Source organism: Hyphomicrobium sp. 802, assembly GCF_000526135.1.
Classification (GTDB): Bacteria; Pseudomonadota; Alphaproteobacteria; order Rhizobiales; family Hyphomicrobiaceae; genus Hyphomicrobium_B.
In genome coordinates this window covers 1,170,672-1,184,113 of the sequence record NZ_JAFM01000001.1, presented here as the reverse complement: position 1 = coordinate 1,184,113, position 13,442 = coordinate 1,170,672, and the positions used below count along the sequence as shown (strand labels likewise).

Below are 13,442 nucleotides of genomic sequence, written 5' to 3'. Positions count from 1 at the left end.
ATTATATTTAGAAATACAAGACTTCATTTACCAGAAAATCTTGGTGGATCCGTCACCCCCGGGGCGCGCGGCGCGGAAAAGACATAAAGACTTGTTTATATGTTATTGCGCGGCGAGGGTGAGTTCGCTATAGCAACCCGGGAAAGTCCAAGACGGCATGCAACCCGGTACGGGAGCATGGAACGCGCGCTGTCTGCGCCGACGCGGTGCAGGTCACGGTGCATCTATGAGGAACTGAGCCGCATGAGCACGAAATTTTCCGATTACATCGTCAAGGATCTCGGCCTCGCCGAGTGGGGGCGCAAGGAAATCGCCATCGCCGAGACCGAGATGCCGGGCCTCATGGCGACCCGTGAGGAATATGGCGCTGCAAAGCCGCTGAAGGGCGCGCGCATTGCCGGATCGTTGCATATGACGATCCAGACAGCCGTGCTGATCGAGACCCTTGCCGCCCTCGGCGCCGACATCCGCTGGGTGTCCTGCAACATCTATTCGACCCAGGACCACGCCGCCGCAGCCATCGCAGCAGCCGGCATCCCCGTCTTTGCCATCAAGGGCGAGACGTTGAAGGATTACTGGGACTACACCGCAAAACTGTTCGATTGGCACGGCGGCGGCCATCCGAACATGATCCTCGATGATGGTGGCGACGCCACGATGTACGTCCACCTCGGTCTGCGCGCCGAGAACGGCGACACCGCGTTTCTCGACAAGCCCGGCTCCGAGGAAGAGGAAGTCTTCTTCGCACTGCTCAAGAAGCAGTTGAAGGAAAAGCCCAAGGGTTACTTCGCCGAGATCGCAAAAAGCATCAAGGGCGTGTCGGAAGAAACGACCACCGGCGTGCATCGTCTCTACGACATGCAGAAGGCAGGCAAATTGCTGTGGCCCGCGATCAACGTCAACGACTCGGTCACCAAGTCGAAGTTCGACAACCTCTACGGCTGCCGTGAAAGCCTCGTCGACGGTATCCGCCGTGGCACGGACGTCATGATGGCCGGCAAGGTCGCGATGGTTGCTGGCTTCGGCGACGTCGGCAAAGGTTCGGCGGCTTCGCTGCGCAACGCCGGTTGTCGCGTGATGGTCTCGGAAGTCGATCCGATCTGCGCACTTCAGGCCTCGATGGAAGGCTACGAAGTCGTGACGATGGAAGACGCCGCCCCGCGCGCAGACATCTTCGTCACCGCCACCGGCAACAAGGACATCATCACGGTCGAGCACATGCGTGCCATGAAGGACCGGGCGATCGTCTGCAACATCGGCCACTTCGATAACGAAATTCAGGTCGCCGGTCTCAAGAACCTCAAGTGGACCAACATCAAGCCACAGGTCGACGAGATCGAGTTCCCGACCGGCCGTCGCATCATCCTGTTGTCGGAAGGCCGCCTTGTGAACCTTGGCAACGCCATGGGTCACCCCTCGTTCGTCATGTCGGCGTCGTTCACGAACCAGACGCTGGCGCAGATCGAGCTATTCACGAACGAAGGCAAGTATAAGAAGGAAGTCTATACGTTGCCGAAGCACCTCGACGAGAAGGTCGCGATGCTGCATCTCGCCAAGATTGGCGCCAGCCTGACGAAGCTTCGCCCGGATCAGGCAGCCTACATCGGGGTCAAGCCGGAAGGCCCGTTCAAGCCCGACCATTATCGGTACTGAGATCGTTTCAGGCCGGCAAAAAGACGAGAAACGCGGCGCCAGGGAAACACTCTGGCGCCGTTTCAATTTGCGCACGCTCCCGCGGTGGCGGCCGTTCCCCTAGAGCCCCATACTGAAAGTGATTCGCGTCGCGAGACTCGGATTGCATAGGCGCGTCTGCACCTGACGGATCGCCAGCTTTTATGCGCAATGGAATATGATGCCGACGACTCCACCATCCGGCCGACGATTGAGAACCAAGCTCCAGCTCGCGCTGCTGCTGGCGGCGGCGATGGGTTTGGTTGCCACCCTGTTGACCGTACTCGTGGGCGCTCGCAGCGCCACTGTAGCGTCGTTTGATTTTCGCCAGCTCGCTGTTGGCGGCCTTGTCGCCGGCGCGGTGTTCATCGCCGCCCTCATCGTCTGGCACATGGCGAGCGTCGCGCGGAAAGAGGCACGAAAGGCCAAAACCGAAAGCCAGCACCTCCGCCGCAACCTTGCTGCCGCCGACGCCATCATCCGCGCCGAGCCCCAAGTCCTGATCTTCTGGGAGCAGGGACAGGCCGTCCGCATCGTCTCGCACACGCTCACCGGCATCCCCGGCCTTCCGGATCAGCACGCCGAGATCCTGCGTTTTGGCCAATGGCTGGAAGTACCATCCGCCGACACGGTCAAGGCCGCGCTCGACAAGCTGTTCACCAATGGCCGATCGTTCAACATCATCTTAAAGACGATCGCAGGCGGCACGCTCGAAGCCGAAGGCCGCGCCGCCGGTGGCCGCGCAGTGCTCCGCTTCAAAGACGTATCGACCTACAAAGCCCAGATCGCCCGCATCGACGAACAGCACGACGCGCTGGCGCGCGACATCCGCTCGAGCCGCGCTCTGCTCGAAACGCTGCCGATGCCGGTTTGGCTTCGCGATACGGCAGGCCGTCTGGTGTGGGTCAACTCTGCCTACGTCAAGGCCGTCGAAGCCGATAGCGAGCTTGAAGTTCTCGAACGTCAGATCGAGTTGCTCGAAACGCGCCAACGCCGCCAGATCGCAAAGACTGTTGCATCCGGCGACAGCTATAAGTCCCGCGTGCACTTGATCGCGGGCGGCCAGCGCAAGCCGCACGATATCGTCATCCTGCCGGTCGATGGCATGACCGCTGGCGCCGCCGTCGACGTAACCGACATCGAAACCGCGCAAGGTGAACTCGACCGCCAGGTTGCCGCCTACGATCGCACTCTCGACCGCGTCGAAACGGCGGTCGCAATCTTCGACCGCGATCAGAAACTCGTCTTCCACAATACGGCTTTCGCAAATCTTTGGTCGCTCGACCCGGATTGGCTGGTCACCCGCCCGACCGATAGCGACATTCTCGATCGCCTGCGCGAAATCGGCGCTCTGCCGCCCGTCGTCAGCCACCGCGATTGGAAAGTGCAGGTACTTGCGACCTCGCGCACCGGCACGCCACTCGAAGATGTCTGGCACCTGACCGACGGCCGCATCGTGAAGGTCATCGCCGAACAGCGCGCAGACGGCGGCGTGACCTACCTTTTCTCCGACGAAACCGACCGCATCGCACTCGAAAGCCGATATAACGCCTTCATCGACGTCCAGCGCGAAACGCTTGATGCGTTGAAAGAAGGCGTCGCTGTGTTCGGCACCGACGGACGCCTGAAGCTCTTCAATCGCGCGTTCTGCGACATCTGGCAGATCCCGCCGCGCAAACTGAATGAATTGCCGCACATCGGCGAGATCATCGCCGCCGTTCAATCGCTGTTTCCCGATGCCGGCACGTGGCTGCGTATCGGGCGCGCCGTCACCGCCTTCCAGGACGAGCGCGAGACGTTCTCAGGCCAGATGGATCGCACCGATAACTTCGTTATTGACTACGCGCTCATGCCTCTACCGGATGGCGCCACGCTTCTGACATTCGCCGACGTCACCGATGCCAAGCGCGCCGAACGTGCTCTCGTCGAACGCAACGAAGCGCTCATCGCCGCCGACCGCCTCAAAACGAATTTCATCGGTCACATCTCGTATGAGCTAAGAACTCCGCTCAACACGATCATCGGCTTCTCAGATATGCTCGCGAGTCCGATCTTCGGCGCCCTCAACGCCAAGCAGCGCGAATACCTCGCCGACATCATGTCGTCGTCGAAAACGCTGCTCGCGATCATCGACGACATTCTCGACCTGACCACGATCGAAGCGGGTGGCTTGGAACTGAAGCTCGCGCCGGCCGGCGTCCGCGCTATCATCGACGCAGCGATCCTCGGCATTCGCGAACGCGCCGTCCGCTCTCGCCTCACCATTGACATTGCGGTCGCCGACGACGTCACCGAAATCATGGTGGACGAAGCGCGCATGCGTCAGGTCCTCTACAATCTTCTGTCAAACGCCGTCGGCTTCTCGAAAGTCAACGGCACGGTCCGCCTCGCCTGCTGGCGTGAAAACGGCATGATCAATTTCCGCGTCGAGGATGACGGCATCGGCATCCCGAAGGACCAGATCGGCCGGGTCTTCCAGCGCTTCGAAAGCCGCAGCCGCGGTTCCGAGCACCGGGGCGCCGGTCTCGGCCTTTCAATCGCCAAAAGCCTCGTAGAACTTCACGGCGGCACCATCGAAATCACATCGGAAGAGGGCCGTGGTACGCGCGTCATGGTTCGCATCCCGGAAGAACCGATCGCTCAGACGACGGACGGCGCCGCGGGCGGCTCCGGCGGCAGCACTGAGAGACTGGCGGGCGGCTCGCGCGCAGCGTAAAAAGCGGGCGCCATGACACATACGGTCTTTTCATTTCCAGATCTCACCGAAGGCGACGTTTCGCGCTTAGCGCAGGAAATCGCATTTCTCGTCCAACCCGGCGACACGCTGGCCCTTGAAGGCGATTTGGGTGCCGGAAAATCGACATTCGCGCGCGCCTTCATCCGCGCTGTAGCAGGTGACGCCGAACTCGAAATCCCAAGCCCGACATTTACGCTCGTGCAGTCCTACGAGACGCCGCGCTTCGAGATCGCACATTTCGACCTTTATCGCCTGTCTGATCCGAGCGAAATCGACGAGCTTGGCCTCGACGCTGCACTCTCTCGCGGGATCGCCATCGTCGAATGGCCCTCGCGCGGTGACGGCCGCATCGCCGCAGACCGGCTAACGCTTCGCTTCGACGAGACGACAGCTTTCGACCGCCGCGACGTTCGCCTCGAAGCCGCCGTCGATCCCACCGCCCGGCTCGAACGTTTTGCTGTAATCCGCAAATTCCTCAATCGCAGCGGCTGGGGCGATGCCGCAACAGCTTTCAGCTATCTCCAAGGCGATGCCTCGCCGCGCCGCTACGCTCGCCTCGTGAAGGCTGACGGCTCGCGCGCCATCCTTATGGACGCCCCGCAAAAGCCTGACGGTCCGCCGATCCGCGATGGCAAATCCTACAGCGCCATCGCGCACCTTGCAGAAAACGTTAAAGCCTTCGTCGCCATCGACCGAACGCTTGAAGCCGCCGGTCTTTCGGTGCCGCACATTCTCGCGGAAGACTTATCCGCTGGTCTGCTGTTGATCGAAGATTTCGGCGACGCCGTATTTGGCGCCGAAGTCAAAAAAGGCCGCGATCAGGGGACTCTCTGGCAGCGTGGTGTCGATGCGCTCATCGCCGTTCAAGCGACCGCGCCGCCCGAAAGGATCTCGCTCTCCGACGGCACCATGTTCGAGCTGCCTGTTGCCGATCGCGGCGTTCTCGAAATCGAAACCGAACTGCTTCTCGATTGGTATTGGCCCGCGCTTCGTGGAGGTCCCGCGCCCCAGGCCGCGCGCGACACATTCACAGGACTCTGGCAAACCGTTTTCGATCGCATTCTCAAGCAACCCAAAACGTGGCTGCTGCGCGATTTTCATTCTCCGAACCTGATCGCACTCGACAATCGCACGCCGCCCCGCGACGTCGGCATCATCGATTTCCAGGACGCCATGATCGGGCCGGCGGCCTACGATCTCGTCTCGCTGCTCCAGGACGCGCGCCTCGACGTTCCGGAAGACTTGGAAAAGCGGATGTTCGCGCGTTACCTCGCCGCCATCAGCGCCCGCGATCCCGCGTTCGACCCCCCTAAATTTGCATTCAGCTATGCCGCGCTCGGCGCCCAACGAAACACCAAAATCCTTGGTATCTTTGCCCGTCTCGCCGCCCGGGACGGAAAACGGCAATATTTGGCCCATGTGCCACGCATCTGGGGGTATCTCGAACGGGATCTGCAGCATGAGGCTCTCGCACCGCTGAGGGCATGGTATGACGACAACCTGCCTCGCAGCCTGCGCGCAGAAGCCTTGAATATTTAACCCGAATTCCGGAGACGCATTCGATATGACGTCCGCCAAGCGCCCAACTAGCGCATTCGTCCTGGCTGCCGGCAAAGGCGAGCGCATGCGCCCCCTGACCGCCACGATCCCAAAACCGCTCGTGCCGCTCGGCGGCAAACCCTTGATCGACCACGTGCTTGACCGCCTCGCCTCCGCAGGGATCAAAAAAGCCGTCGTCAACGTCCATTACCTTGCCGACAAGATCGAACAGCACCTTGCCCACCGCGCCAAGCCACAGATCATGATCGCCGACGAGCGCAAGCATTTGCTCGATACCGGCGGCGGCGCGCTTCACGCGCTGCCGAAGCTCGGAAAAGATCCCTTCGTCATCCATAATTCCGATTCCGTCTGGATCGAGGGATTAGGCTCGAACCTCGATCGGCTGCTGGACGCCTGGGATGAGACGACGATGGATAGCCTGATGCTGGTTGCGCCGCTAGCAGCAAGCATCGGCTATGACGGCCGCGGTGACTTTCAAATGGACCCGATGGGCCGGCTTACGCGCCAATCCGGCCCCAAGATGGCGCCGTTTGTTTTCGCAGGCGTCTCGATCGCGCACCCGCGCTTGTTCGATGGTGCTCCAGCAGGCCCGTTCTCACTCAACAAGCTCTGGAACCAAGCCATCGAAAGAGAGCGCCTCTTTGGCCTGCGCCTCGAAGGCATCTGGATGCACGTTGGTACGCCCGAAGCGCTGGCCGAAGCCGAAGCCGCCCTGATGGAACCGCTGACGACGAGTTCCGACTGATGGCGCCGAACGTCTTCACTCTGCCGCTCGGTGTCCCGTTTCTGGAAGCGCTCGCGCGCGCGATTTTGAAGGGAGACCTGCCGCGGCCCGGAGGCAACGCTCCCGACATCCTCTCGCTTCCGAAAATCACGCTGCTGCTGCCGACGCGACGCGCTGCACGCGCCGCGCGCGAAGCCTTTCTCTCCGTCGCCCACACACGCGCGCTGATCATGCCGCGCATCCAGCCAATTTCCGAGGGCGACGACGACGTCTCACTGATCTCCAATCTGCTTGAACTCGGCCCCTCCGGCATCGACGCACTTGAGCAGACTCCAGCGATCAATCCACTCAATCGGATGCTGGTCTTGATGCAGCTCGTCGGCCATTGGCGGCGGACGATGGCCGCAGCGTCTACAGACAAGACGGCTCTTGGCTCGACGCCCGCGCAAGCCGCCCAGCTCGCCACCGAACTCGCCAAGCTGATGGACGACATCGAGCGCGAGAACGTCTCACTGGATGGCATCCAAAACCTCGTACCGGAAAACTATTCCGAGCACTGGAAGAAAACGGTCGAATTTCTCAAGATTGTCACCGAGTTCTGGCCCGCCTATCTCGCGGCCAACGGCCTCGCCTCGCCAGAAGCGCGCCGCAACGCATTGATCCTCGCCGAAACGCAACGCATTGCTCGCCTGAAGCCCGACGAGGTCGTGATCGTTGCGGGCGTTACCGGCTCCATTCCCGCGACCGTCTCTCTCATGCGCGCCGTCGCTACGCACGCCTCCGGCGCTGTCGTGCTGCCCGCTCTCGACACCTCGTTGGACGAGGGCAGCTGGAACAGGATCAGGCCAGAGCATCCCGAGCATCCGCAATTCGGCTTGAAGAAGCTTCTCGACGATCTCGGCGTCTCCCGCGCCGATGTGCGCGAATTGCCGGGAGCGGAAATCGACGCAGCGCGCCGCACACGCTCCGCCTTCTTCAGCGAAGCGATGCGCCCCTCGGCGACAACCAACCTCTGGCATGACTTTGCCACGCACGCGAACCGCAATGACCTCGCCAAGGGCCTCGCTGGCGTCTCACTGATCGAAGCACCGTCAGCACAAGATGAAGCCGAAACAATCGCGCTGATCCTACGCGAAGCGATCGAAACGCCGGGCCGCAAGGCCGCCCTTGTCTCCCCTGATCGCTTGCTGGCGCGTCGCGTAGCGATCCGTCTCGAAGCTTGGGGCATTCGCGTCGACGACAGCGCGGGGCGTCCCTTCGCCAAGACCGTTCCGGGCGCCTTCCTCGCACTCGTCATCAATACCGTCGTCAGCAGGTTTGCACCGGCCGAAACGATGGCACTTCTCCGCCACCCGCTCTGCCGCATCGGCTTCAAGGCGTTCGACATCCGCCGCTTTGCACGCGCGCTCGAGATCAGTGCTTTTCGCAGGCCCTATCTCGGCCGAGGTATTGAAGGCATCCTCGCCGCGCTCGACCACGCCGATCTTGACGAAGACCAGCGCAAGCACCGCGCCGCCGAACGGCTTTGGCCGGAAGACACCGAAGGCGCGCGAGCACTTGTCCTCAAAATGGCCGACGCATTCGGCTCCCTCAGCGAACTCTATGCCTCCGACGATCAACACACGCTTGCAGACCTCGCACGCGCGCACGCAGCGGCAGCAGAAGCACTTGCAGCATGGCCAGAAGACGAGCGCGGCGTGTCATCCGAGCAAAACCAGCTCTGGCAAGGCGAGGCCGGCGAGATGGCTTCGCGTTTCTTCGCCGATCTGCTGAATCCCGACACACCCAAGGTCGAAATCCGCGCCGCCGATTACGCCGATCTCTACGCGACGCTTCTATCGCGTGCGAACGTCCGCGAACGAACGGCCGTGCATCCACGCATCTCGATCTGGGGACCGTTCGAAGCCCGCTTACAGCAACCCGACGTCCTGATCGTCGGTTCGCTCAATGAAGGCACGTGGCCCGAAGCAGCCGAACCCGGCGCGTGGCTGAACCGGCCGATGCGCACCGAACTCGGTCTGCCGTCACCGGAAGAAGAAATCGGCCGTGCCGCGCACGATTTCATCTCGCTGCTCGGCGCCGAAACCGTCTATCTCACGCGCGCCGAAAAAGTCGATGGCGTGCCGACTGTCCCATCGCGCTGGCTGATGCGCGTGACGGCGCTGCTGAAGGGCATGAATCTGCTTCCCGTGCTCGAAGCCGAAAAGCCCTGGCTCGGATGGGCGCGCGCGCGCGATCACATTGATCCGCAAAACCGCCGCACTATTCAGGCTCCGGAACCCAGGCCTCCATTTGAAATGCGTCCACGTCGAATGAGCGTGACGGAAGTGGAACGCTGGACGAGCAACCCTTACGCGATCTTTGCCCGCCGCATCCTTGCGGTTGAGCCATTACCCGAGCTTGGCGCCGAGCCGGACGCAAGTCTTCGCGGCGGCATCATTCATAAGGTCGTTGCGGATTTCACCAGGACATTCCCTGCTGCCCTCCCCGCCGATCCGCAGAGCGAACTCAAGCGCATCGCGACCAGCGTGCTCGAAAGTTTTACGGGCCATCCGCGGATCGCAGCATTCTGGTTGCCGCGTCTCGAACGCTTCCTTGAATGGTTTGCGATGACCGAAGCGGCTCGCCGCACCGGCGTCGATAGCGTCATCGCTGAGACCTCCGGCCGCCTCGTGCTTACGGGATTGGCCGAGCCCTTCACGCTCTCAGCTCGCGCCGACCGCATCGACGATCTGGGAACAGCTATCGTCATAACGGACTACAAGACAGGAGCTGCACCAAGCGATACCGCAGTCAAATCCGGTCGCTCGCCGCAGCTTCCGCTCGAAGCCGCCATTGCAGCGAGCGAAACGGGCTTTCCCAACCTGTCACGGCGTTCGGTCCAGGCTTTGCGCTATATTCGCGCTTCCGGCAGTGAGCCGCCAGGAGAGGAACGCATCGTCAAAACCGACGACGTCGGCGCCCTCGCTGCCGAAGCACGCACGGGCCTCGAGCAACTGATAGCGACCTTCGACAATCCGCAAACGCCATATCGCGCCATCCGCCGTCCCGGCTATCGCTACGATTACGACGCCTACGCCCATCTCGCCCGCGTGGCGGAATGGTCTGCCCATGTCGAAGACGAGGCCTCGTCATGAACCTCGAAGTCAAAAAAATCTCCGTCGAAGACATTCAGCGCGAGACCGACGCCAACCAGAGCGCGGCATCGCATCCGCTGAATTCCGCCTGGGTGAACGCTAACGCAGGAACCGGCAAGACCCACGTTTTGACATTGCGCGTGCTGCGCCTGCTGCTCGCCGGCACGCGTCCTGAACGCATTCTCTGCCTCACCTTCACGAAGGCTGCCGCCGCGGAAATGTCGAAGCGCGTCTTCGACCGCCTCGCAGGCTGGGTGACCGCCGAAGACAACGTGCTGCGCAAAGATCTAAAGGAGGTAACAGGCGAAACCGTCCCCGATAGCCTGATGGCGCACGCCCGCACGCTCTTTGCTCATGCCATCGAAACGCCAGGCGGCCTGAAGGTCCAGACCATCCACGCCTTCGCCGAGCGGCTGCTACAGCGCTTTCCCCTCGAAGCGGGCGTTCCGCCGGATTTCAAAATCCTCGACGACGTCGCCGCAGGAGATCTCAAAGCCGACGCCATCGAAGCGACGCTGACGCTCGCGACCAGCAATCCGAGCTCCCCGCTTGGCAAAGCGCTCGACGTTATCATTCGCTACGCCGCAGATTCGCAATTCGACCAGCTCATCTCGAAAGCGGTCGAAGAGCGCAAGTGGCTCGAAGCAACCGCACATATCAGCCCGCGCGACGTCGTCGAAGAACTGTCCTTGATGGACACGCTGCTTCGTCAGCACCTTGGCATCCGCGCGGCCGTTGCTGTCGCCGATCTCCATCGCGAATGCGCAGACGTGCTTTCGCCAGACGACCTTCGCGAACTCACCGAACATCTGCTGAAGGGAAAAAAGACGGACACCGGCAACGGGGAGAAGCTCACTGCCGCGCTTGGTGAAAACAACCATCGCCGCCGCGCCGATATTCTCTCCGACTATTTCCTCACCGATAAGGGCGAAGCCCTTCGCAAAAGCTTGATGACGAAGGCGTTGAGCGACGAAAAGCCGGGGCTACACGGCCGTTGCCAACAGGCACAACAGAACTTCTTCAATCTTACTCGAGAGCTACGCGCGCTGACGCTCGTCGAAGCATCCCTCGCGCTCTATCGCATCGCGGGCGATGTGCTCCGTCGCTATGCCGCCGCCCGAAGCGCAGCTGGCGCACTCGATTTCGACGACCTCATACTGAAAACGCGCGACCTGCTGGCCGGCGACAACGGCCAAGCGCAATGGGTGCTCTTCAAGCTCGACGGCGGTCTCGATCATATCCTGGTCGATGAGGCGCAGGACACGAGCCCCGAGCAATGGGAGATCGTTTCTGGACTGGCGCGCGAGTTCTTCTCAGATGCAGGGGCAGGCAGCGCGACACGCACCCTGTTCGCCGTCGGCGACGAGAAGCAATCCATCTATTCGTTCCAAGGCGCGGCACCTGAAAAGTTTGCGGATATGGGCCGACGCTTCGCCGAACTCGCGATGCAAGCGCAGCGCACCTGGAAGCGCGTACCCCTCACTCTGTCCTTCCGGACCGTCAAGCCTGTCCTCGATGCGGTCGACCAAGTCTTCAGCGACATCAAACGAACGCCGGGCCTGATGGCGAATGAGGGCGTCATCACCCACGTCGCAAACCGCGTCGGGCACGCGGGCGTTGTCGAAATCTGGGACACGGAAAAATCGGACGACACCACCGGCGCCGATCCATGGCAGCCGCTTTCCGACGGCAAGGAGCAATCGCCCGCCAACCGCCTTGCCGATCGCATTGCTGACACGATCCAAGCTTGGCTCAAAAGCGGCGAACGGCTGCTCTCTGAGAACCGGCCCATCACGCCCGGCGACATTCTTATCCTCGTGCGCAAACGCCATCCCTTCGCCGTACCGATGGTCGCCGCCCTGAAGCGCCGTGGCATTGCGGTCGCCGGTTCCGACCGGATCAAGCTGATCGAACAGATCGCCGTGCAGGATCTCATGGTGCTGGGGGATTTCCTGACGCTGCCCGAGGACGATCTGGCACTCGCGACCGTTCTCAAGAGTCCGCTTTTCGATTTCGACGATCACGACCTGCTCGACATCGCCTACGACCGCAAGCAGAAGACGCTCTGGAAAGCCCTGATCGATAAGGCAGCCGTCAAAAACCAATACGTCTTCGCCGCCGAAACGCTAAAGCGTTGGCGCGCCAAAGCCGACTTCACACCGCCATTCGAATTCTACTCGGCCGTTCTTGAACGCGACGGCATGCGCGCGCTCATGCTGAACCGCCTCGGCCCCGAAGCCGCCGACATCATCGACGAATTTCTCGATCTCGCGCTGTCGTACGATGAAAGCAATCCGCCGTCGCTGACACAATTTCTATCGAAGCTGCGCGCCGCGAACCCCGAAGTGAAACGCGACATGGACCACGGCCGCGACGAGGTCCGCGTCATGACGGTGCATGGCGCCAAGGGACTTGAAGCCCCGATTGTGTTCCTGCCGGATACCTGCACGACCGCGTCAGGCGAAGACGCCACATCGCGGCTCGTGAAACTCGGCGACATTGCCAGACCGGATGGGGTTGCCGAACCCATCGTCTGGGCCGTTAAAGGCACGTCGAAAGTGCCCGCCGTCAGCAATGCCCGCGCTAAGAAAGAGGCGCTCGATACACAAGAGAGAAATCGGCTGCTCTACGTTGCAATGACGCGCGCACGAGACCGGCTCTATATCGCAGGCTTCGAAGGCAAGCGCGGCAAGGCGCCGGGATGCTGGTATGAGGTCGTCTCCGAAGCGCTCACGCCGGACATGACCGAAATCGTGCGTGACGACGGCCAGAAGATCTGGCGCAAGGAAACGCCACAGATCGCAGCGCCTGAAAAACCAAAACATGAAAAAGGTGTTGAGAGTGAAATTCTTGCTCGCCCCGATTTCGCCACCCAGCGCGCAGCGGCCGAGCCCAAACTCTCCGTGCCGCTCGCGCCATCGCGCCTGGAGCCTTACGCGCCTGACGCCGAAGGCGAACCTGCTGCACCGGCAAAGCGCGATGCCGCCGCGACGTACGACAGCCCATCGCCGCTCTCAGTCGGCGGCCCCAACCGGTTCCTGCGGGGCACCCTCACTCATGCGCTTTTGCAGCATCTGCCATCCGTTAATGAAGATCGTCGCGCAGAAATCGCAGAGACCTTCGTTGAATGGCGCGGCGCGGCTCTTCCAGCCAAGGTCCGCGCGAGCGTAGTCCGCGAAACGCTTGCCGTTCTGAACGATCCAGCCTTCGCTGCGATCTTCGGGCCGCAGAGCGTCGCTGAAGCGCCTCTCGCGGCCGTCATTCCACGTCCGGCAGGCACAGGCCCGGCGCTCGATTTGTCGGGCCAGATCGACCGCATCGCGATCACCGAGCAGGAAGTCTTGATCATCGATTACAAGACCAACCGGCCGCCGCCCGCCGAGGTCCATCTGGTTGCAGACGCTTATCTTTACCAGCTCGCGGCCTACCGCCTCGCCCTCCATGAAATCTATCCCGGCAAGACCGTCCGGGCGGCACTCCTCTGGACGGACGGCCCACGACTCATGGAAATTCCGGCAGACGTCCTCGATGCCTATACGGGCCGCCTTTGGGACCTGAACCTGGGCAGCCTTGACGCTGTTTGAGCTAATCCCTACTTGTGGTGTCGGTTTTT

At 61.8% G+C, this 13,442-nt stretch carries 6 protein-coding genes; all 6 read left to right on the top strand.

The window, feature by feature from the left end; genetic code table 11:
- Positions 1-243 precede the first annotated feature (243 nt).
- On the top strand, positions 244-1,653 hold the full coding sequence (gene ahcY / locus HYP802_RS0105880; protein WP_024275331.1) for an adenosylhomocysteinase: 1,410 nt from the start codon (positions 244-246) through the stop codon (positions 1,651-1,653).
- Between the two features lie 229 nt (positions 1,654-1,882).
- Complete coding sequence (locus HYP802_RS0105875; protein WP_245261465.1) at positions 1,883-4,387, top strand: PAS domain-containing sensor histidine kinase; 2,505 nt, start codon at positions 1,883-1,885, stop codon at positions 4,385-4,387.
- Between the two features lie 12 nt (positions 4,388-4,399).
- Positions 4,400-5,947: a tRNA (adenosine(37)-N6)-threonylcarbamoyltransferase complex ATPase subunit type 1 TsaE gene (gene tsaE / locus HYP802_RS0105870; RefSeq protein ID WP_024275329.1), complete on the top strand. Its 1,548-nt coding sequence runs from the start codon at positions 4,400-4,402 to the stop codon at positions 5,945-5,947.
- A gap of 25 nt (positions 5,948-5,972) precedes the next feature.
- Entirely contained in the window at positions 5,973-6,713 is a 741-nt protein-coding gene (locus HYP802_RS0105865; protein ID WP_024275328.1) for a nucleotidyltransferase family protein, read from the top strand.
- Positions 6,713-9,829, top strand: a complete 3,117-nt coding sequence (gene addB / locus HYP802_RS0105860; protein WP_024275327.1) for a double-strand break repair protein AddB — start codon at positions 6,713-6,715, stop codon at positions 9,827-9,829. Before HYP802_RS0105865 ends, addB begins: the two co-directional genes overlap by 1 nt.
- On the top strand, positions 9,826-13,413 hold the full coding sequence (gene addA, locus HYP802_RS0105855; protein ID WP_024275326.1) for a double-strand break repair helicase AddA: 3,588 nt from the start codon (positions 9,826-9,828) through the stop codon (positions 13,411-13,413). Before addB ends, addA begins: the two co-directional genes overlap by 4 nt.
- Positions 13,414-13,442 lie beyond the last annotated feature (29 nt).

Bases quoted from the DNA above. Each gene is read 5' to 3' on its own strand.
- ahcY (WP_024275331.1), top strand. From the start codon at position 244: ATGAGCACGAAATTTTCCGATTACATCGTCAAGGATCTCGGCCTCGCC.
- tsaE (WP_024275329.1), top strand. From the start codon at position 4,400: ATGACACATACGGTCTTTTCATTTCCAGATCTCACCGAAGGCGACGTT.
- HYP802_RS0105865 (WP_024275328.1), top strand. From the start codon at position 5,973: ATGACGTCCGCCAAGCGCCCAACTAGCGCATTCGTCCTGGCTGCCGGC.
- addB (WP_024275327.1), top strand. From the start codon at position 6,713: ATGGCGCCGAACGTCTTCACTCTGCCGCTCGGTGTCCCGTTTCTGGAA.
- addA (WP_024275326.1), top strand. From the start codon at position 9,826: ATGAACCTCGAAGTCAAAAAAATCTCCGTCGAAGACATTCAGCGCGAG.